Source organism: Amycolatopsis sp. BJA-103 (genome assembly GCF_002849735.1).
Taxonomy (GTDB): domain Bacteria; phylum Actinomycetota; class Actinomycetes; order Mycobacteriales; family Pseudonocardiaceae; genus Amycolatopsis.
In genome coordinates this window covers 8,320,749-8,341,260 of the sequence record NZ_CP017780.1, presented here as the reverse complement: position 1 = coordinate 8,341,260, position 20,512 = coordinate 8,320,749, and the positions used below count along the sequence as shown (strand labels likewise).

Here is a 20,512-nt window from a genome sequence, read left to right as displayed (position 1 = left end):
AGCCATGCGTGTGCTGCTGACCGGGCACAAGGGTTACCTGGGCACGGTGATGGCCCCGGTGCTGGCCGCCGAAGGCCACGAGGTGATCGGCCTCGACTCCGGTCTCTACGACACCTGCGTGCTGGGCCCCCAGCCCGAGGACCCCGAGGGCTTCGAGGTCGACCTTCGTGACGTCACGGCCGAGCACGTGGCCGGGGTGGACGCCGTGATCCACCTCGGCGCGCTGTCCAACGACCCGCTCGGTTCGCTGGCGCCGGAGCTGACCTACGACATCAACCACCACGCTTCGGTCAAACTCGCCAAGCTGGCGAAGGACGCCGGGGTCAAGCGGTACCTCTACGCCTCGACGTGCTCGGTCTACGGCGCCTCCGGCGGCGACGGCCTGGTCGACGAGGACGCGCCGCTGCGCCCGGTGACGCCGTACGCCGAGTCGAAGGTGCGGGTCGAGGACGACGTCCAGGAACTCGCCGACGGCGACTTCAGCCCGGTGTACATGCGCAACGCCACCGCGTTCGGCTTCTCGCCGCGGCTGCGCGGCGACATCGTGCTCAACAACCTGACCGCGCACGCCCACCTGTCCGGCGAGGTGCTGGTGCTCTCCGACGGCACGCCGTGGCGTCCGCTGGTGCACGCCAAGGACATCGCGCGCGCGTTCGCGGCGGCCCTGGTCGCGCCCAAGGAAGCCGTCCACGGCAAGGCGTTCAACATCGGCACCGAACGCAACAACGTGACCGTCGCCGAGATCGCCGAAGAGGTCGTCGAGGCCGTTCCCGGCTCGACACTGCGGATCACCGGCGAGGCGGGCGCGGACCCGCGTTCGTACCGGGTCGACTTCTCCCGGTTCCGCGCGGCGATCCCCGGCTTCGAGTGCGACTGGTCGGTCAAGGACGGCGCGGTCGAACTGATCCAGGCCTACCGGACCCACGGCCTCACCGAGCACGGCTTCCAGCGCCTGTTCACCCGGCTCGCACGGCTGCAGGACCGCACCGCCGCCGGCGAACTCGACGACACCTTGCGACGTCGCTGATGACACACCGGGACCTGGAGACGGGCGCTGACCTCGAGAAGCTGGTCGAGCGCCTGTATCCGCTGTGCCGCAGCATCACCGGCGACGGCGTCCGCCGCACGCTGGAGATCGTCGGCGAGCACATCCCGCTGGAGATCCACGAGGTCCCCACCGGCACCCAGGTGCTCGACTGGACGGTGCCGCAGGAGTGGAACATCCGCGACGCGTACATCAAGGACGCGTCGGGCCGCCGCGTGGTCGACTTCCAGGAGTCGAACCTGCACGTCGTCGGCTACAGCGTCCCGATCTCGCGGAAGATGCCGCTCAGCGAGCTGCGCGAACACCTGCACACGCTGCCGGACCAGCCGTCCCTGGTGCCGTACCGGACCAGCTACTACTCGCCGACGTGGGGTTTCTGCCTGGCACAGGACACCCTCGACGCGATGCCGGACGGCGAGTACGAGGTGCACATCGACTCCACCCTCGCCGACGGGCACCTCACCTACGCCGAACACGTCGTGCCGGGCGAGGTCACCGACGAGGTGATCATCTCCTGCCACACCTGCCATCCCTCGCTGGCGAACGACAACGTCGCCGGGATCGCGATCGCGGCCGCGTTCGCGCAGACGCTCGAAAAGCCACACCACACCTATCGTTTCCTGTTCATGCCGGGCACGATCGGCGCCATCACCTGGCTCGCGCGCAACAACGAACGCGTCGGCCGGATCAAGGCGGGGCTCGTCCTCGCGTGCGCCGGTGATCCGGGATCGCTGACGTACAAGCGAAGCCGTCGTGGCGACGCCGTGATCGACCGCGTACTCGCGTACGTCCTCGCCGATCGCACGCACAAGATCCTGGACTTCTCGCCGTACGGATACGACGAGCGCCAGTTCTGCTCCCCCGGCTTCAACCTCGGTGTCGGTTCGCTGACGAGGACGCCGTACGCGGGTTACCCCGAGTACCACACCTCGGCCGACAACCTCGATTTCGTTTCCACGGCGGCGATGGAGGAAACCCTCCGGACCCTGCGGGACGTGCACACCGTTCTCGACCGCGACCGCAGCTACGTCAACCTCAGTCCCTACGGCGAGCCGCAACTCGGCAAGCGTGGGCTGTACGACTCGCTCGGCGGCCGAAGCGACGCCAAACAAGCCCAGATGGCCATGCTCTGGGTGCTCAACCTCTCGGACGGCGAGCACAGCCTGCTCGACGTCGCCGAGCGGTCCGGGCTGCCGTTCGATTCCGTCGCCGCCGCCGCTCAGGCGCTGCACGACGCCGGATTGCTCAAGGATTAGAGGCCGATGCGATCACTGCTGCGTTCCCAAGCCGTCCGGGCCATGGCCGGACGGCTCAGCTGGGGCCTGGGCGACCAGGCCGTCTCCAGCATCACCAACTTCGTGGTCGGGCTGTTCGTGGCGCGCTCACTCGGCACGTTCGCCTTCGGCATGTTCAGCCTCGCCTGGGTCAGCTACGGCGTGGTGCTCAACCTGTCGCGCGGGCTGACGACGGATCCGCTGATGGTGCGGTTCTCCGGGGTACCCACCGGGACCTGGCGGACGGCGACCGCCAAGGCGACCGGCACGGCGCTCTCCGCGGGTGTCGTCGCCGGTGCGATCAGTGTGGTCGCCGGTCTCGTGGTGGGCGGCCCCATCGGCGGCGCGTTCGTCGCGCTCGGGATCGTCATCCCCACCCTGCTGCTGCAGGACGCCTGGCGGTTCACCTTCTTCGCCGCCGGGCACGGGAAGAAGGCGTTCGTCAACGACGTCGTCTGGGGTATCGCGCTGATCCCGGCGCTGTTCATCGCGCACCGGTGGTTCGACACGGTCATCGCCTTCATCCTGGCGTGGGGGCTTTCCGGGGCGGTCGCCGCCGGGTACGGCTGTCTGCAGGCGGGCGTCCGGCCGGATCCGCGCGGCACGCTCGAATGGCTCAAACGGCACCGCGACCTCGGCGCCCGGTACGTGATCGAGAACGTCAGCAACGCCGGTTCGACCCAGCTGCGGATGTACGGCCTCGGCGCGATCGCCGGGCTGGCGAGCGTCGGCGCGGTGCGCGGCGCCGAACTGCTGCTCGGACCGTTCTTCGCCCTTTTGATGGGACTTTCCCTGGTCACGGTGGCCGAAAGCGCACGGGTGCTCCAACGGGCCCCGCACCGCCTTCGGAACTTCTGCGCCGTTCTCGGTGCCGGCCAGGCGGCCGCGGCCCTGCTCTGGGGTCTCGCCCTGCTTCTGGTACCCGACGACGCCGGCCGGTTCGTGCTCGGTGACGTCTGGGATCCCGCCTCGCAGTTGATCCTCCCGGTGACCATCGGTATCGCCGCGGCAGGGTTCAACACCGGGGCGGCCGCCGGATTGCGTGCGCTCGGCGCTGCGAAAAGGAGCCTTCGCGCCCAGCTGATCAACTCGGCCGGCTACGTCGGTTTCGGGCTCATTGGCGCCTTCTTGGCCGGGGCGTCCGGATCCGCTTGGGGGGTCGCGTTGGCGATCACCAGCGGATCAGCGGTGTGGTGGCTCCAGCTGCACATCGCCCTCAAAGAACACCTGACTTCGGAGAAGGAAGAAATGAGGACGTCATGAGCACCGCTCCTCGGCTGAGCATCGGGCTCCCGGTCTACAACGGCGAGGACTACCTCGCCGAATCGCTGGACGCACTCCTCGGCCAAAGCTACGAGAACTTCGAACTGATCATCTCGGACAACGCGTCCACGGATCGCACCGAAGAGATCAGCCGTGGGTACGCGAAGCTGGATTCCCGCGTGCGCTACGTGCGGCAGCCGGTGAACATCGGCTGCGCGCCCAACCACAACTACTGCGTCGACATCGCCCGCGGTGAGCTGTTCAAATGGGCCTCCGACGACGACCTCTACGCGCGCGACCTGCTGGAGCGTTGTGTCGAGGCGCTCGACGAGCACCCCGAGTTCGTCCTGTCGCACTCGTGGACGGCGATGATCGACGAGAAGGGCATCGTCACGCAGGCGCTGGAGTACCCGCTCAACACGGTTTCGCCGCACGCCGCGGAACGCTTCCGCAGCACGCTGTTCGCGCCCGGCGGGGACGACGACGGCGCGGTCATCCGCACCGACGTGCTGCGCCGCGTCGCGCCGCTGGACAGCTACCACCACGCGGACCGCACGATCATCTCGGAACTGGCCCTGCACGGCCCGTTCCACCAGGTGCCCGACTGGCTGTACTTCCGGCGCGACCACCCCGGCCGCTCCGAACACGAGCACCCCACCGTGCGCAGGCGTGCCACCAACCTCGACCCGAAGCGGGCCGACAAACTGCGTCACCCGATGATCCGGCTGCTCGGCGAGTACGTCCTGGGTTACGCCAACGCGATCCGCAACGCGCCGATCTCCGGCGCGGAGAAGCGCGAATGCTTCCGGTACCTGCGGCAGTGGATGCTGAACCGGGCCGGGAACCCGGCCATGGGACGGATGCCGGTGCAGGCCGAGGCCGAAACCGGTCCGCGTGAGGTGTCGGTGGTCTCGGTAGTGGCCGGCCAGGAGGGACGACTCCCTTGACCTCGCCCGCGAGAATCGGGCTGTTCGGACTCCTCGGATCCGGGAACCTCGGCAACGACGGTTCCTTCGAGGCGGTTCTCGGGTACTTGCGCGCGGAACATCCAGACGCCGCGCTCAGCGTGATGTGCGGCGGTCCGGAAATCGTCGCGTCGCGCCACGAACTCGAGACGACCGCGTTGAACTGGTATCAGGGTGAGTACCGGACGGCCTCGGGACCGCTGTCCATCGCCATGAAGGGCTTCGGGAAACTCGTCGACGTCTTCCGCACGGCGGCGTGGGCACGCCGCCAGGACGTGGTGATCGTGCCGGGGATGGGCGTCCTCGAATCCACCCTTCCGTTGCGCCCGTGGGGTTTCCCGTACGCCTTGCTGCTGCTTTCGGCGTCCGGCCGTCTGGTCGGCACCAAGGTGGCCTTGGTGAGCGTCGGCGCCAGCGTGAGCACGCACCGGGCCACCCGGTCGATCATCGGCTGGGCCGCGCGGCTGGCGACGTTCCGGTCGTACCGGGACGAGCCGTCACGGGAAGCGATGCGCACGATGGGGGTGGACGTCACGAACGACCGCGTCTACCCGGATCTCGCCTTCGCCCTCCCGGCACCGTCGGAACCGGTGCAGCCCCGCTCCGTCGGGGTCGGCGTGATGGCCTATCGCGGCGGGAACGACGACCGGGCGCGCGCCGACGAGATCTACGAGTCCTATGTGGACAACATGACCCGGTTCGTCGCCAGGCTCGTCGCCGACGGCCGCCCGGTGCGGTTGTTCATCGGCGACCAGGCCGACCGGCAGGTCGTCGACGAGATCATCCGGGAGCTGGATTCCCCGCTGATCGCCGCCGCCGATACGTCCACTTTGGACGATGTGCTGCGGGCGATGTCGGCGGTCGAGACCGTCGTCGCCACCCGCTACCACAACGTCCTGTGCGCGCTGAAGCTGGCGAAACCGACGCTGTCCGTCGGGTACGCCGGCAAGAACGACGTCCTCATGACCGCACTGGGGCTGGGGGACTTCTGCCAGTCCGCCAAGGAGATCGATTTCGACGCGCTGGTGCGCCAGTTCACCGAACTCGAAACCCGGGCGGGCGAACTGACCGGGATCCTGGCGAAACGCGGCGACGAACAGGTACGACTACTGGACGAGCAGTTCGCCGAACTGTCGGCCGCCTTCCTGCCGATGGGAGTCCGATGAAGGTGATCCCGGTGCCCGCCATCGCGGGCGCGTTCCTGTTCGAGCCGACCCCGCACGCCGACGAGCGAGGCTTCTTCAGCCGCACGTTCGACGCCGACGTCGTCCGATCGGCCGGGATCGACCCGAACGGGTTCCTCCAGGACAGTGTTTCCCGGTCCCGCAAGGGAGTGCTGCGCGGGATGCACCTCCGCTCCGGCGAGGGTGAGGCGAAACTGGTCCGGTGCTCGTGGGGCGCCGTCTTCGACGTCGTCGTCGACCTGAGGCCGGATTCGCCGACCTATCTCGGCAAGGAGACGTTCGACCTGTCCGGGGAGACCCAGGTCTCGCTGTACATCCCGGCCGGGTGCGCGCATGGTTTCCAGGCGCTCACCGAGTACGCCGACGTCTCCTACCGGATCGACCGCGCGCACGATCCCGCCGAAGACGTCGCGATCGCCTACGACGACCCCGAACTGGCGATCGACTGGCCGCTTCCGGCGGCCTTCGTCTCGGAGCGGGACCGCCGTGCCCTCCCGCTCTCCGCGGTACTACAGAACACGAGGTGAGATAGACGTGTCCCGTCAGCTTCCCGAGTCCATGCGGGCCAACGAGCGTCTCCACGCGATGATCCCCGGAGGCGCGCACACCTACGCCAAGGGCGACGACCAGTACCCGGAGAACCTGGCACCGGTCATCTCCCACGGGCGCGGCGCGCATGTCTGGGACGTCGACGGGAACGAGTACATCGAGTACGGCTCGGGGCTGCGCGCGGTCAGCCTCGGGCACGTGCACCCGCGGGTCAGCGAAGCGGCCCACCGGGAGATCGACCGGGGCGCCAACTTCGCCCGTCCGTCCATTGTGGAGGAACGGGCGGCGGCGAAGTTCCTCGAAACCGTTCCCACCGCGGAAATGGTCAAGTTCGCCAAGAACGGCTCGGACGCCACCACGGCCGCGGTCAAGCTCGCCAGGGCGGCCACCGGCAGGCCGCTGGTGGCGATCTGCCGCGACCACGCCTTCTTCTCCATCGACGACTGGTTCATCGGCACCACGGCGATGTCCACGGGCATCCCCGATGAGATCACCGAACTCACCGTGTCGTTCCCCTACGGCGACCTGCCCGCGACGGAACAGATGCTGCGGGAGCACGAAGGCCGGATCGCCTGCCTGATCCTGGAGGCGTCCACCCAGCTCGAACCGCCCGCCGGATACCTCGCCGGCCTGCGGGACCTCGCCGACCGCTACGGCTGCGTCCTGGTCTTCGACGAGATGATCACCGGATTCCGCTGGTCCGAGGCTGGCGCGCAGGGGCTCTACGGCGTCACGCCGGATCTCTCGACGTTCGGCAAGGCGCTCGGCAACGGATTCGCGGTCTCGGCGCTGGCGGGCAAACGCGAACTGATGGAACTCGGCGGCCTTCGCACCGCCGGGGACCGCGTCTTCCTGCTGTCCACCACGCACGGCGCCGAGACGCATTCACTGGCCGCCGCGATCGCGGTCATGGAGACCTACACCGAAGAAGGCATCGCCGCGCGGCTGCACGCGCTCGGCGACCGGCTCGCCGCCGGGGTCCGCGAAGTCGCGGCCTCGGCCGGAGTCGAGGAACACGTCGTCGTGCGCGGCCGGGCGAGCAATCTCGTCTTCGGCACGCTCGACGCGGAAAAGAAACCGTCGCAGGACTACCGAACGTTGTTCCTGCGGCAACTGGTCACGGGCGGGGTCCTCGGACCGTCGTTCGTGGTCAGCAGCGCGTTGTCCGAAGAAGATATCGACCGAACGGTCGAAGTGGTCTCGCAGGCCTGCCTCGTGTATCGCAAAGCTCTCGACGCGGATGACCCGGCGCCGTGGCTGGGTGGCCGTTCGGTCAAGCCGGTGTTTCGGAGAAGGGTATGAGTTCAGGGATCGCATATCGCTCGGCCGGCTCGCGCACGCTTTGCGTCGCGTTGTCGGTATTACTGCTCCAGGTCGCCGTTGAAACCACAGCGGTGGCGACTCCAGAGCCGACTCGAGGGGTGTGCGGCACGACCGTCGGCGTCCCTTCCGCCCCGGAAGGCGCCCAGGTCATCGAACCGGGCACCGACCTGACCGACAGGACCCGGTTCAGCCCGCCGGGGAGCACGTTCTGGCTGGCACCCGGCGAGCACACGCTGAGTTCCGACCAGTTCGGCCAGGTGATGCCCAAGGACGGCAACGTCTACCTCGGCGCGCCCGGCGCCGTGCTCAACGGTCGCGGGCTCAACCGCGCGGCCTTCACCACGTCGGCCAAGGACGTGGTGATCCGCGGGCTGACCATCCGCGGCTTCGTCGCCGAACGGGATCAGGGCGTTGTCAACCACGACTCCGGCGAACGCTGGACCATCGAAGGCAACGTCATCGAGAACAACGAAGGCGCCGGGATGATGACCGGCACCGGCCAGCGGGTGATCGGGAACTGCCTGCGGAACAACGGTCAGTACGGCATCAACGCCTACCGGTTCGGTGGCGGGCTGGCCGATCTGGTGATCGAAGGCAACGAGATCTCCGGGAACAACACCGGCGACTGGGAAACGAAGGTCCCTGGCTGCGGTTGCAGCGGCGGTGCGAAGTTCTGGGCCGTGAACGGCGCCGACATCGTCGGCAACTGGGTCCACGGCAACCACGGTGTCGGGCTCTGGGCCGACACGAACAACAACGATTTCCTCATCGAGGACAATCTGATCGAGGACAACGCGTCCGAAGGGCTGTTCTACGAGATCTCCTACAACCTGGAGCTGATCGGGAACACTTTCCGGCGCAACGCGCTGGTACAGGGCCGCACCCGGGCCGCCAAGGGCGACAACTTCCCGGTCGCCGCGGTGTACCTGAGCGAGTCCGGTGGTGAGCCGAGGCTGCCCGCCCGGACCAGCCGGATCGACATCCGGGGCAACATGTTCTCCGACAACTGGTCGGGGATCACGCTGTGGGAGAACGCGGACCGGTTCTGCAACAGTCCGGCCAACACCTCCACGCTCTCCTGTACGGCGCTGGTCTCACCGACGCCCACCTGCTCGGATCCGGGCATCGCGACCGAGCCGCTGTACGGCGACTGCCGGTGGAAGACCCAGCGCGTTTCGGTGCACGAGAACACGTTCGAGTTCGATTCGACGATGGAGGGCTGTCTCGGCCTCTGCGGGCGGATGGCGGTGCTCTCGAACTACGGGACCTTCCCGGCCTGGTCGCCGTACCGGGGTGCCGTGGTCTCGGAGGCGATCACCTTCCGGCAGGACAACCGGTGGTACGACAACCAGTACTACGGGCCTTGGACGTTCGTCGCCCACGACACGTCGCGGCGGCTGACCGCGGAACAATGGAAGGCGGCGCCCTATCTGCAGGACACCTGCAGCGGGTTCGGAGAGTCGATGACCTGCTGAAGGTTCACCTGTAAGTGTCCATCTGAGACGGTCCGAAGTGGCCTACCGTTTCGGGTATGCCCGCGTTCCTGGTCATCTTGATGCTGCTCGCGACAGGGGTCGTCACGGCCTTACCGGCCGAGGCTTCCCCTGTCGCGGTCTGCGACGCGGGACCGGTGAGCCCGTCGAAACCCGACGGCGCCGTGGTCGTCGAACCCGGGACCGACCTTTCCGTGAAGACGCGCGAACTCCCGGCCGGCACGACGTTCTGGCTGGCCGGGGGCAAGCACACGCTCGGCGCGGACGAGTTCGGGCAGATCATCCCGAAGGACGGCAACGCCTATCTCGGCGCGCCCGGCGCGGTCTTGGACGGTGGCGGCGTCAACCGCTACGCGTTCACCCAGCAGGCGCGCGACGTCGTCATCCGCGGCCTCACGATCCGCGGTTTCGCGGCACCGCGGGATCAGGGTGTGGTCAACCACGACTCCGGCGAGCACTGGACCATCGAGGGCAACACCATCGAAGCCAACCGCGGCGCCGCGATGATGGCGGGACCGCGTCAGCAGATCCGGCGGAACTGCCTGCGGAACAACGGGCAGTACGGCATCAACGCCTACCGGGCGGGCGACGGGATCACCGGGCTGCTCGTCGAGGGCAACGAGATCACCGGGAACAACACCGACGACTGGGAGAAGCAGGTTCCCGGTTGCGGCTGCAGCGGTGGCGCCAAGTTCTGGGCCGTCGACGGCGCCGACGTCCGCGGCAACTGGGTCCACCACAACCACGGCGCCGGCCTGTGGGCGGACACGAACAACAACGACTTCCTCATCGAGGACAACCTGATCGAGGACAACGAGGCGGAGGCGTTGTTCTACGAGATCTCCTACAACCTCGTGGTCCGCGGGAACACCTTTCGCCGGAACACCCTCGTCCAGGGCCGCGCGTTCGCCGCGCGGGGTGACGACTTCCCGGTCGGGACGATTTATCTTTCCGAGGCCGGCGGGGAACCTCGTATTCGTGCGCGAACTTCCTCGGTGGAGATCGTCGACAACGTCTTCGAGGACAACTGGGCCGGAATCACCCTGTGGGAGAACGCGGACCGCTTCTGCAACAGCCCGGCGAACACCTCGTCCGGCTCGTGCACCCGGCTGGTCCCCTCGGTTTCGACCTGTTCGGCGCCCGGAATCGCGTCACGGCCGCTGTACGACGACTGCCGCTGGAAGACCCAGCGGGTTTCCATTCACGGCAACAAGTTCTCTCACGGGCCTGATTGCTCAGGTCTGTGCGGGCGGATGGCGATGCTGGCGAACTTCGGGACCTTTCCGGAGTGGTCGCCTTATCGCGGCGATGTCGTTTCGGAGGCGATCACCTTCCGGCAGGAGAACCGGTGGTACGACAACGCTTATACGGGAGCTTGGCGGTTTGTCGTTCATGACACTTCGCGGACGGTGGGGGCTTCGGCTTGGCAGGGGGCTCCTTACTCGCAGGACGCCTGTAGTTCTTTTGGGGATGGTGGCTGCTGAGCGGCTCGGCTTCGAGTGGGGAAGATTTGAGACGTTGAACGTCTCAAATCTTCCCCACTCGCCCGAATTTTGGCGCGACAGGTCCGTTCATGCTCCTCGCAGCCCATTCTTGTCGGTGGTGGGGCGCATGGTGATCCGGTGCTACGAGGAACCTGGACGAGCAGTCCACTTCTGACCGACGGTCCGCTGGTCGTTCGAGCGGCCGAGCTCGAGGCCGCCGGTGTACCGAACCGGACCGTTACGCGCCGGTGCGCTCCGGGCGGTCCCTGGCAGCGGCTACTGCCCGGAATCGTGCTGCTCCACAGCGGAGAACCCACCGACGAACAACGACTCCAGGCCGCGCTGCTCCACGGACGCGGTGACGCGAGCCTGACCGGCCTCTGGGCGCTCCGCCACCATGGTTTGGAGCGACTACCACCACCAGAAGACGTGCACATCCTGGTCCCTCACGATCGCCGGGTCGCAGCGACGGGCTTCGTGTACGTCGAACGAACTCGAAATCCGCCCCGCCCTCACCTCCGAGGTGGTCTCCCGGTCGCCCCGGTCCCCCGAGCCGTCATCGACGCCGCCCGACGCCTCACCGACGAGGACGAGATCCAAGCCCTCATGGCCGAGTCGGTCCAGCGCCGGTTCTGCACCCCCGAAATGCTCACCCACGAACTAGACCAAGCGGGCCGCACCGGAACAGCGCTGCCTAGGAAGGCCCTGACCCCACTCCTCGCCGGAGCGAGATCCGTCGCCGAGGCCGACGCCTGGCGTCTCTGGCGAAGATCCGGTCTCCCGCCAGGCCACTGGAACGTCCCGATCTTCGACGCGAACGGCAACTACATCGCCACCCCGGACTTCTGGTGCGACGAGATCGCCTTCGCCTGGGAGATCGATTCCTACCGCCACCACGCGAACCTCGAAGACCATCGCGCCACCGTCGCCCGCAACGCGAGATACGTCGCCGCCGGGATCGTCGTGCTGCAGACACTTCCGTCCCGGCTGCGCACCGAGCCGGACGAGGTCGAGCGCGAGCTTCAAGCCGCGTTCCGGACCGCGCAGGCTCGCCCTCGCCCGGCCGTCAGGCGGGCCGCGTGAGCCGGTCCACCGCCCACGCCACCACCGGCACCACCGTGACAGCCACCCCGAAACCCCCGAAGGTGTCCGTCGGATAGTGCGCCCCGAGCGCCACCTCGGCCCACCCCATCGCGAGGCCCGCGAAAGCGACCAGGCCCACCAGCACCCCGGCCCCGCCAAGAGGCCCGAGACCGCGCACGTCGATCACCAGCAGAGCGACCACGGTCGCCACCGTCACCGCGAAGGCCGTGTGCCCACTGGGGTACGAGAGGAATTCGCCATGGATCAGCCTGCCGGTCAGGGGTTTCAGGCCGGTGGTCAGCGCCACGGTCACCCCGGAGGCGGCCACGAGCAGGATCGCCGTCCGTGGCCGTCGGTGCCGCAGGCACAGCCAGCCGAACAGCGCGATGACGATGATCGCGCCCACCGGTTCGCCCGCGAAGTCGATCGCGGTCGCCAGGTACCAGAGCGGCCCTTCGACCCGGTCGACGACGGGGAGGACGAGGGCGTCCAGCCCGGCGGTGTGGGAGGTCCCGGCGTAGCGCAGGGCGAGTACGAGGGCGACGACGAAGCCGAAGGCGCCCAAGGTCCAGAGCGGGACCCGCGCCCGCGGTGGGAGTGCGGGCGGACCAGTGATCACGCGTCGATCGCGGCCTGGTAGCCGCCGACAAGTCTTTCCAGACCGACCTTCGGCGTGAACTCCTGTTCGTACACCAGCCTGGCCGCCCAGCCCATCTCCTGGTTCCGTTCGGCGTCGCCGACGATCTCGCGCAGCCGCGCCGCGAGCGATTCCGGGTTGCCCGGTTCGTGCAGCAGGCCGGTGACACCGTCTTCGACGAGTTCGCGGAAGGCGCCGTGGGCCGCGGCGACCGTCGGGACACCGGCGGCCATCGCCTCGACCACGACCAGCCCGAACGCTTCCAGCCATTCCGAGGGGGCGACGACGGCGTTCGAGCGGGCGATCAGGTCCCGGCATTCCTCTTTGGACTGAAGTCCGACGTAGCGGACGTCGTCGCGGCCGTGTGCCCAGCGGGCGACTTCGTCCTGCATCGGGCCGGTGCCGGCGATCACCAGCGGCGGCAGGGGCCCGCCCACGGCGGCGAGCTGGTCCCAGGCCGTCATCAGCAGGCCGATGCCCTTTTCGGCGGTGATCCGGCCGAGGAACAGCACGTGCTCCCCCGCGCCCTTGCGCGTCTTGCCCGGATCGCCGACGTAGTTGTACTTCACCGCGAGCCGTTCGGCGGGCATCCCGGCGGCGATCAGCACCTCACGCTGGGCTTTCGAGATGCAGAAGAACTGTGAAACCCCGGTCCACCAGCGATTGCGGTTCAGCACCAGGCTCGCCGCCATCGGCACGGTGGCGAGCCCCGACCCGCGGTAGCACCCGTGCCGCACCGCCGGGATCGGCTTGCGGCCCACGCAGTCGGTGCAGATGTAGCCCTCGCGGTACAGCGTGCCGGGCGGGCAGATCAGGCTGTAGTTGTGCACGGTCGCGACCGTCGGGACCCCGGCGTCGGCGCAGGCGGCCAGCACCGAAGGCGACAGCAGCGGGAACGTGTTGTGGATGTGGACGATGTCCGGCCGGTCGTCGGCCAGCCGTCTGGCCAGCTCCGCGCGCACGGCCCGGTTCCACGGCACCTGGAGCGGGACGATGGCCTTGCGCGGCAAGGACATCTCCGCGATGTCGTCGCTGCGCTTTTCGAACAGGCTGACGTCGTGCCCGGCCTCACCCAGCAGCGCGACCTCCTGGTCGACGACGTTGTTCTCGCCGCTCGGCTGCTCGGATCTGTACCGGTTGTGGATCACGAGGACCTTCACGCGGGCTCCTTGAGAAACTCGGGGTCCTCGGCGGGCGCACGCACCAGCAGCGACGCGGCCAAGGCCAGGTGCAGCAGGTACGGCGACGCGTCGCCGAGGCCCGCCTCGGTGTAGGAGGCGGAAAGACAGTAGGTGATCAGGAAGATCGCGCACGCCCTCGCCGGTGACGGCGGCCGCAGCACCGCGACCACCACCAGCACGAGCAGGAACGCCGCCACGATCGCGATCCCGACGAAGCCCTGCTCGTGATAGACCGCGAGCCAGCTGCTGTCGATCGGCAGACCGTCGTAGGACTTGTCGGTCAGGCCGACGCCGAACAAGTACTCCAGTGTCGTCCGCGGCGCGCCGAGCAGCGAGTCCCACACCTTCGCCCGGCCCGTGAGGCTGGAGAAGTTCTCCTCGGACTGCCCTCGCAGGAACCACGTCTGCAGCAGCCCGCCCAGCACCACCACGGCGAACACCCCGCCGAAGACCAGCCCGGTGAACACCTTGCGGGCGCGGGCGCTGGACATCCACTGCGACATCAGCGCCACGATGGTCCCGGCCACCAGGCCGAGCATCGCGGTGCGGGTGTGCGTCAGCAGCAGGATCCCGAACGACGGGACGATGACGATCAGCGCGTTCCGCCGGTCCAGCTTCCCGCTGAGCCACAACAAGGTCGTGAGACCGATGACGATGGCCGCGTACTGGCCGACCTGCGGCGGGGTCAGCGGCCACAGCGTCCCGGTGAGCCGTCCGCCGTATTCGAACGGCATCGCGTTGCCCGGGCTCAGCGCGAAGCCGATCACCACCGTCACCAGCACCACGCCATAGGCGCGGATATGTGCGCGGACGAGGTCGAGGCCGCCGTTCCACCAGCGGGTCAGCAACCACAGGGTGCTGAGGAAGAGGGTGAACCGGAAGCAGCGGAACAGCGCGCCGAACCCGCCTTCCAGGTTCAGGCTCGCGACCACGCTCAGCACCAGCAGCAACGTGAGCAGGGAGAGATACGCGCTGGGCCTGATGCGCAGCTTGCTGTTCAAGGCGAGCGCGATGACGAACGCGGCGCCCAGCGAGCCCATGGTGATCAGCTGGCTGACCGACCTCGGCAGCGGGATGACCGTCTTCGCGCCCGTCGAGCCCAGGGTGTTGATGATCAGCAACGTCCAGGCGATGACGGCGCCCTTGGGTATGCCCGTGCGGATCGCCGCCGCGGGACGCACCGCGGGATCGAGCATGATCAGCCACCTCCCGCGCGGGTGAATTTGCTGCCCTGGTCCTGACGGTACGGCGAACCCTGCCATTCACCGAAGCCCAGCACGCGGCTCGGCTCGAAGGCCACGAAGTTCCACGGCCCGGAGTAGGTGTTGTCGTAGAGCCGGTTGCCCTGGTCGAAGGTGATCGCCCGCTGGACGACCTCGCCCTTGTACGGCGACCACTCCGGGAACGTGCCGAAGTTCGCGAGCATCGCCATCCGCGCGCAGCTCTCTTCGCAGTTGGCGACGGCCGGATCGAGCGCGAACCGGTTGTGGTGGATCTCGACGCGCTGGGTCTTCCACCGGCAGTCGGCGTTCAGCGCGCCGGCCGCGATCGCGGGCTGCGCGCATTTGCCCTGCTCGGGCACCAGTCGCGTGCAGGAGCCGGACGAGGTGTTGGCCGGGCTGTTGCAGAACCGGTCGGAGTTCTCCCACAGGGTGACGCCGTTCCAGTTGTTCTCGAACGAGTTGCCGGAGATCTCCAGTTTGTCCGTGCGTGCCTTCACCCTCGGCTCGCCGCCGGACTCGGAGATGTAGATCGACGCCACCGGGAAGCTGTCGCCGCGGTCGATGTAGCCCTTGCCGTCCACCCAGTTGTTCCGGCGGATGGTGTTGCCGGTGATGACGGCGTTGTAGCTGGTCTCGTACATCAGCGCGGAACCGTCGTTGTTCTCGATGACGTTGCCCGCGATGCGGAAGTCGTTGTTGTTCGTGTCGGCCCACAGCCCGACGCCGCGGTTGTCGTGCACCCAGTTGCCGGTGATGTCCGCGCCGTTGACCGACCAGAACTTGATCCCGCCGGTGCAGCCGCAGCCGTCGATCTTGGCTTCCCAGTCGCCGGTGTTGTTCCCGGTGATCTCGTTGCCCTCGACGACGAGACCGGTGATCCCGTTGCTCTGCGCGTACGCGTTCATCCCGTACTGCCCGTTGCGCCGCAGGCAGTTCCCCCGGACCTGCTGCCGCGCGCCCGCCATCAGCGCCGCGCCGTCGTTGTCCTGGACGGCGCTGTGCTCGATGATCCAGCCGTCGGCCGAATCGTGGTTGACCACGCCCTCGTCGTGCGGCGCGGCGAAGCCCTGCACGGTCAGGTACTGGATCTTGACGTCGGTGGCGTTGCCGGAGAAGGCGTACTGGTTGATCTTCCGGCCGTCCAGGACCGCTTTCGGCCCGCCGAGGTAGACGTTCCCCTGCTTCGGGTTGACCTGGTCGTAGCGGTCGTCGCCGAGTTTGTGCGTCCCCGATGCCAGCCAGAACGTCGTCCCGGCCGGATTCGACCGGGTCTTCGCGGCGAGGTCGCCCGGCACCGCGGGGTCGATCTTCACCGCCCCCGCCGGCGCTTCCGCCGGTCCCGCCGGGAGCTTGTCGCACACCTGCGCGACCGAACCGGACGGCGCCTCGGCCGGATCCGGTCCCGGTCCGGCCTGGTCGGCCGGGGTGGTGCAGGCGGTGAGCGCCAGCGGGCCGAGCAGCACCAGAAGTGCCGCCCGGCGGAGGCGGTGCGGTCGTGCGATCACAATGGGGGATCCTCGTTACCTGAATCGAAGGTGAGCGCCGTGGTGAACGCGGCGCCGTCGGCGGCGAGCCCGCTGCCGAGCAAGGTCCACGAGGGTTCGCGACGGCCGAACCCCGCCGAGTACCAGCCCATCGGCGGAGTGGTTTCGCCGCGGTGCGCCGACCACTGCAGTTCCGGCGGCAGCGCGAGCGACGCCTTCCGGCTTCGGCCGTCGACCGTCCACGACAGCGCCGCCGTCTCGCCGGAAAGCGTGACCTCGACGGCCGGGCCGAAGTGGAACGCGAGACGGCAGTGCTGTGCCTCGCCACCGCGGACCTCGTCGAGAACGCGCAGCACCGAGTCTTCCAGTTCCACCGACCGGCGGTGGACCGCCGGGGCGTAGCCGTCGTGTTCGGCGCTCCAGCGCGACGGGGTCCCGGCCGCGATCACGGTGGTGACCGCGTGTTTCGTCCACAGGAAAGGACCGCCGGAGACGGACTGGTCGGCGCGGGAGAGTTCGAGCGTGTTGTGCCCGGCCGTGGACCGGAAGTACGACCGCCACTTCGGTTCGCCGTGGTAGCAGTAGGTCCCCGGGTCGGCGAGGATGTCGACGCCGTCGTGCCGGACCTCCACCGAGAGCGCGTCCGCGTGCGCGTGGGCGGCGATGGACAGGAAGCCGTGCGGGCCCCCGTCGCACCGGGCCCAGATCTCGCCGTCGCGCAGGATGGTCATCCCGGCGTCGGTGAAGTCGTCCCGTCGCCGGGCCGGACGCGGGGCGGCGACCTGGATGTCCTTGGCCAGTGCGGCGAAGAGCGGTGTGCGGACATCTCCGCCGCGCACTTCCGGCCACCAGTCCGACCGTCCGAAAAGGACAGCGCCGGTATTGAGTAGCGACGCCCAGCGGCTCGTCTCGTCGCCGTCCACGATGAGACCGAAGCCGTCGTCGGCGTCACCCTGCCGGGGCGGGCGCAGTCGATTGTCCACAATGGACGCCAGCGCGTCGGTCATCCGGAGCAGCACGAGCCAGGTCGACTCGGGCACCACGACACCGGCGGCCTTCGCCTCCAGCGCCCCGGCGAGCCCCAGTTCCAGCACGAGTCCGTGGTACTCGGTGGCGAGTTCGCGGTTGAGTCCGGAGTCGAAGGTGTTGTGCCGCAGCATCTTGTCCAACGACGCCAGCGCGCCGTCCCGCCACTGGCCGGACTCGGGGAACCAGGCGAACGCGCAGGCGGCGGCGAGCTGCCCGGCGTCCTCGGCGATCACGTGGTTGTTCGCCGACGAACCCCGGCTCGGGAACGCGGCCAGCCAGCGCTGGTGGTGCCAGATCTGGTCGAGCGCCACCGGGTTGTCCTCGAACAGCGCCGGGGCGGGCGCCCAGCCGTCGAGCAGCCGCCGGACCCACACCCACGACAACAGCCGGATGCCGAGCTCGATCCCGCTGAGCCAGTGCACCCCGCGCATCGGCGGGTTGGCCGCCCACCACGACTTCAGGTGCGCGGCGACCCGCTCGGCGTACCGGTCTTCGCCGGTCAGCGCGTACGCGGCGGCCAGCACGGTGAGGTGCTGGTGCCGCGACGGCTCCCAGATCTGCTTGATGTCGCCGACGGCGTCCTCGCTCCGATAAGGGATGTCGAAGGAGTACACATCGGACGGCGCGCGTCGGCCGGTCTTCGGGTCGAACGACCAATCCGGGTCGACGAGGTCTTCCCGTTCGACGCCGAAGTACTCGGCGCGGCCGTCCATCAGGCGGTCGGCGGTGACGAGCAGATCCTTCACCGCTTCACCGGAGACGGCGGCGAGGACCTCGTCACCGGGCACCGGCGCGAACCGGCGGTCCGGCAGCCAGGCCGCCTTGTCCCCGGCGACCCCGCGCCACTGGCGTTTGCGCACGACGTCGGTGACCCGGCCCGCGATCTCGGCGGGCCCCATCCGCGACAGTCTTCGCAGGTACCAGGACGGATCCATCAGCCCAGCCCCTCCTTGTTGTCTTCGGTGAACCCGCGACCGCGATCGACGTCGGCAGGGCGCTGGTCGGTCCACGACGTCGCGTTGAGTGCAGAAGGCGCCCTGCCACCGCGATAGCGGGGCCTACGGCCGGGCGGGTTCACGCGTCTGGTCATTTCCGCGCCGTCCGGTCAGCTCCGCCACCAAGCTCAGTGGCGTTGATCCGCACCGGAGCACCGGTTTCGAGGCTGCGGTTGACCGCGAGCGTGGCCAGCGTCGTCGAGACGAGCGAGTCGACCGAAACCGGCATCGCGACCCCGGTCTTGAGCGCGTTGACGAACGCTTCGAGCTCGGCGGCCTGCCCCTTGTCGCGCCCCTTGGGGATACGGGAGCTGGCCCACTTCTTGCGGCCGAACACCGACGCGCGCGCGAAGTCGTCGAACTTCAGCACCTTGCCGTCGGCGGTGACGTCGATCGTCTCCTTGGGGAACGCCGACGAACCGCTGGTGGTGTACGCGATCGACGCGGTCGAGCCGTCCGGGTAGCGCAGCAGGATCTGCAGGTCCTGGTGGCCGGGCGTCGCGGTGGCGTACACCGAGACCGGGTCGGACCCGAGCAGCCAGCTGACCGTGTCGATGAAGTGACCGCCCTCGCCCGCGAACCGCGAGCCCTCGCTGTCGGCCTGGTTGTACCAGCTGCCGGCGTCGAGCTGACCGGCGTTGACCAGGTACCGCACGGAGGCCGGGCCGATCCGCGGGCCGAAGTGGAGCACCGACTCGTTCAGCAGCGGGGCGAACCGGCGGTTGAAGCCGACCTGCAGCCGGTCGTTGCCGGACTCCTCGATCGCGCCGAGCACGACCTCGAGTTCCTTCTCCGAGAGCGCGAGCGGCTTCTCGACGAAGACGGCCTTGCCCGCGAGCAGCGCCCGCCTGGTCAGCTCGGCGTGCGAGCTGTGCCGGGTCACGATGAACACCGCGTCGATCGCGGAGTCTTCGAGCATCGTGTCGAGATCGGTGGTGGCACGGGCGAACCCGAACTTGCGCTTGGCGTTCGCGCCCGAGAGCGCGGAGGTGGTGACGACCTCGGTGAGGTGGACGTGCTCCATCTCCGCCAGATGCGGCAGGAGCATCGAGGACGCGTAGTTGCCCGCGCCGATGAACCCGATCCGCACTCCACCGGCCTTCGGCGCCGCGCGCACCGTCGACGGCTTGGGCACGGAAACCGAGGTGACGTGCTCGGTAGTGGTGGCGGCCCGCTTCTCGTACTCGAACAGCACCGCGACGGCCTTGAGCTCGCCCTCGTTCAGCTTCCGGTACGTCTCGACGGCGTCGGCGAAGTCCGACATGTGCGAGATCAGCGGCTCGACGTCGAGACGGCCGCTGCCCATCAGGTCGACGACGCATTCGAGGTTGCGGCGCTCGGTCCAGCGGACCTGGCCGATCGGGTAGTCGCGGCCTTCCAGTTCGTACTCCGGGTCGTAGCGGCCGGGGCCGTACGAACGGGAGAACCGGACGTCGAGTTCCTTTTCGTAGTAGGCGTTCCACGGCAGGTTCAGCGAGCACTTGCCGATGTCGATCACCCGGCCGCGGTCGCGGGCCAGCTTCGCGGCCAGCTCCACCGGCTCGTTCGTGCTGCCGCCCGCGGCGAGGTACACCTGATCGACGCCGTGCCCGGAGCTGATCTCCGCGACCGCCGTGTCGATGACGCCGGAGCCCGGGTCACCGCATTTGAGCGCGCCGAGCTGTTCGGCGAGCGCGCAGCGCGACGGGTCCGGGTCGACACCGACGACGCGGACCCCGGAGGCGACCAGCAACTGCACGACCAGCTGGCCGATCAGGCCGAGCCCGATGACCAGCGCGATGTCGCCGATCTGCGGCTCGCCCTGGCGGACACCCTGCATCGCGATCGAACCGACGGTGCCGAAGGCGGCGTGCCGAGGGTCGACGCCGTCGGGCACCTTGGAGTACAGGTTCTTGGGTACCCAGTTCAGTTCCGCGTGCAGCGCGTGCTCGTTCCCGGCGCACGCCACGTAGTCCCCGACGGCGACGTCGTGGATGCCCGCGCCGACCTCCTCGACCACCCCGCACAGCGAGTAGCCCAGTGGCGTGTACGAGTCGAGTTTGTTCATCGCCTTGCGGTAGGTGGCGCCGAGCCCGTTGGTCGCGACGCTCTGCATCACCTTCGCGACCTGGTCCGGCCGCGCCTTCGCCTTGCCAACCAGGGAAAGGCTCGCCTCGGACACCTTCATCATCTCGGTGCCGGTGGAGATCAGCGAATAGGCGGTGCGGACCAGCACACCCCCCGGTTTGCACGCGGGGACTTCGACGTCGAGGAGCGCCAGCTCCCCGCTCTTGTAGTTCTGCACTACCTGCTTCACGTCG

18 protein-coding genes are annotated in these 20,512 nt (G+C 68.6%); 10 read left to right on the top strand and 8 right to left on the bottom strand.

The features are described from left to right. Positions 1 to 4 precede the first annotated feature (4 nt). From BKN51_RS37575 to BKN51_RS37535, 9 genes are all read left to right on the top strand, one after another. The gene (locus tag BKN51_RS37575) at positions 5 to 1,027 is read left to right on the top strand and encodes an NAD-dependent epimerase/dehydratase family protein (protein WP_101612099.1); all 1,023 of its coding nucleotides are present in this window, start codon (positions 5 to 7) and stop codon (positions 1,025 to 1,027) included. After that, positions 1,027 to 2,301, top strand: a complete 1,275-nt coding sequence (locus BKN51_RS37570; RefSeq protein WP_101612098.1) for a DUF4910 domain-containing protein — start codon at positions 1,027 to 1,029, stop codon at positions 2,299 to 2,301. The genes BKN51_RS37575 and BKN51_RS37570 overlap by 1 nt, the downstream gene beginning before the upstream one ends. Before the next feature lie 6 nt (positions 2,302 to 2,307). Further along, positions 2,308 to 3,582 (top strand): hypothetical protein, encoded by a 1,275-nt coding sequence (locus BKN51_RS37565; RefSeq protein ID WP_101612097.1) that lies wholly within the window; start codon positions 2,308 to 2,310, stop codon positions 3,580 to 3,582. Beyond that, positions 3,579 to 4,529, top strand: coding sequence for a glycosyltransferase family 2 protein (locus tag BKN51_RS37560; RefSeq protein ID WP_101612096.1), 951 nt, complete (start codon positions 3,579 to 3,581; stop codon positions 4,527 to 4,529). Before BKN51_RS37565 ends, BKN51_RS37560 begins: the two co-directional genes overlap by 4 nt. Next, positions 4,526 to 5,713, top strand: coding sequence for a polysaccharide pyruvyl transferase family protein (locus tag BKN51_RS37555; RefSeq protein WP_101612095.1), 1,188 nt, complete (start codon positions 4,526 to 4,528; stop codon positions 5,711 to 5,713). The genes BKN51_RS37560 and BKN51_RS37555 overlap by 4 nt, the downstream gene beginning before the upstream one ends. Then, on the top strand, positions 5,710 to 6,258 hold the full coding sequence (gene rfbC / locus BKN51_RS37550) for a dTDP-4-dehydrorhamnose 3,5-epimerase (RefSeq protein ID WP_101612094.1): 549 nt from the start codon (positions 5,710 to 5,712) through the stop codon (positions 6,256 to 6,258). The genes BKN51_RS37555 and rfbC overlap by 4 nt, the downstream gene beginning before the upstream one ends. Positions 6,259 to 6,265: 7 nt before the next feature. After that, positions 6,266 to 7,582: a glutamate-1-semialdehyde 2,1-aminomutase gene (locus tag BKN51_RS37545; protein ID WP_101612093.1), complete on the top strand. Its 1,317-nt coding sequence runs from the start codon at positions 6,266 to 6,268 to the stop codon at positions 7,580 to 7,582. A 119-nt stretch (positions 7,583 to 7,701) separates the two neighbouring features. Then, positions 7,702 to 9,078, top strand: coding sequence for a right-handed parallel beta-helix repeat-containing protein (locus tag BKN51_RS37540; protein ID WP_101612092.1), 1,377 nt, complete (start codon positions 7,702 to 7,704; stop codon positions 9,076 to 9,078). Positions 9,079 to 9,134: 56 nt separating this feature from the next. Beyond that, positions 9,135 to 10,580, top strand: coding sequence for a right-handed parallel beta-helix repeat-containing protein (locus tag BKN51_RS37535; protein ID WP_101612091.1), 1,446 nt, complete (start codon positions 9,135 to 9,137; stop codon positions 10,578 to 10,580). Between the two features lie 276 nt (positions 10,581 to 10,856). Here BKN51_RS37535 and BKN51_RS44745 read toward each other — a convergent pair whose 3' ends face one another. Further along, positions 10,857 to 10,979 carry a hypothetical protein gene (locus tag BKN51_RS44745; protein ID WP_255414877.1) on the bottom strand — a complete coding sequence of 41 codons (123 nt, stop codon included), beginning with the start codon at positions 10,977 to 10,979 and terminating at the stop codon, positions 10,857 to 10,859. Positions 10,980 to 11,186: 207 nt separating this feature from the next. Between BKN51_RS44745 and BKN51_RS44845 the strand changes: the two genes are divergently transcribed. Next, positions 11,187 to 11,663 carry a hypothetical protein gene (locus tag BKN51_RS44845; RefSeq protein WP_335645058.1) on the top strand — a complete coding sequence of 159 codons (477 nt, stop codon included), beginning with the start codon at positions 11,187 to 11,189 and terminating at the stop codon, positions 11,661 to 11,663. Here BKN51_RS44845 and BKN51_RS37525 read toward each other — a convergent pair. Genes BKN51_RS37525 through BKN51_RS37500 form a run of 7 tightly spaced genes read right to left on the bottom strand, consistent with a single transcriptional unit; the run spans position 11,647 to position 20,508 of the window. Then, a complete protein-coding gene (locus tag BKN51_RS37525; protein ID WP_101612089.1) occupies positions 11,647 to 12,282 on the bottom strand; it encodes a phosphatase PAP2 family protein in 636 nt (211 codons plus the stop codon). The two genes, BKN51_RS44845 and BKN51_RS37525, sit on opposite strands and share 17 nt — an antisense overlap. Further along, positions 12,279 to 13,460: a glycosyltransferase family 4 protein gene (locus BKN51_RS37520; protein WP_101612088.1), complete on the bottom strand. Its 1,182-nt coding sequence runs from the start codon at positions 13,458 to 13,460 to the stop codon at positions 12,279 to 12,281. The genes BKN51_RS37525 and BKN51_RS37520 overlap by 4 nt, the downstream gene beginning before the upstream one ends. Beyond that, positions 13,457 to 14,677: a hypothetical protein gene (locus tag BKN51_RS37515; RefSeq protein WP_101612087.1), complete on the bottom strand. Its 1,221-nt coding sequence runs from the start codon at positions 14,675 to 14,677 to the stop codon at positions 13,457 to 13,459. The genes BKN51_RS37520 and BKN51_RS37515 overlap by 4 nt, the downstream gene beginning before the upstream one ends. A gap of 2 nt (positions 14,678 to 14,679) precedes the next feature. Continuing rightward, positions 14,680 to 16,209: a right-handed parallel beta-helix repeat-containing protein gene (locus BKN51_RS37510; protein WP_101612086.1), complete on the bottom strand. Its 1,530-nt coding sequence runs from the start codon at positions 16,207 to 16,209 to the stop codon at positions 14,680 to 14,682. Then, entirely contained in the window at positions 16,206 to 18,152 is a 1,947-nt protein-coding gene (locus BKN51_RS37505; RefSeq protein WP_101612085.1) for a heparinase II/III family protein, read from the bottom strand. Before BKN51_RS37505 ends, BKN51_RS37510 begins: the two co-directional genes overlap by 4 nt. Next, positions 18,152 to 18,307 (bottom strand): hypothetical protein, encoded by a 156-nt coding sequence (locus BKN51_RS43395; protein WP_158255750.1) that lies wholly within the window; start codon positions 18,305 to 18,307, stop codon positions 18,152 to 18,154. The genes BKN51_RS37505 and BKN51_RS43395 overlap by 1 nt, the downstream gene beginning before the upstream one ends. Next, the gene (locus BKN51_RS37500) at positions 18,304 to 20,508 is read right to left on the bottom strand and encodes a bi-domain-containing oxidoreductase (protein ID WP_101612084.1); all 2,205 of its coding nucleotides are present in this window, start codon (positions 20,506 to 20,508) and stop codon (positions 18,304 to 18,306) included. Before BKN51_RS37500 ends, BKN51_RS43395 begins: the two co-directional genes overlap by 4 nt. Between the last annotated feature and the right edge of the window lie 4 nt (positions 20,509 to 20,512).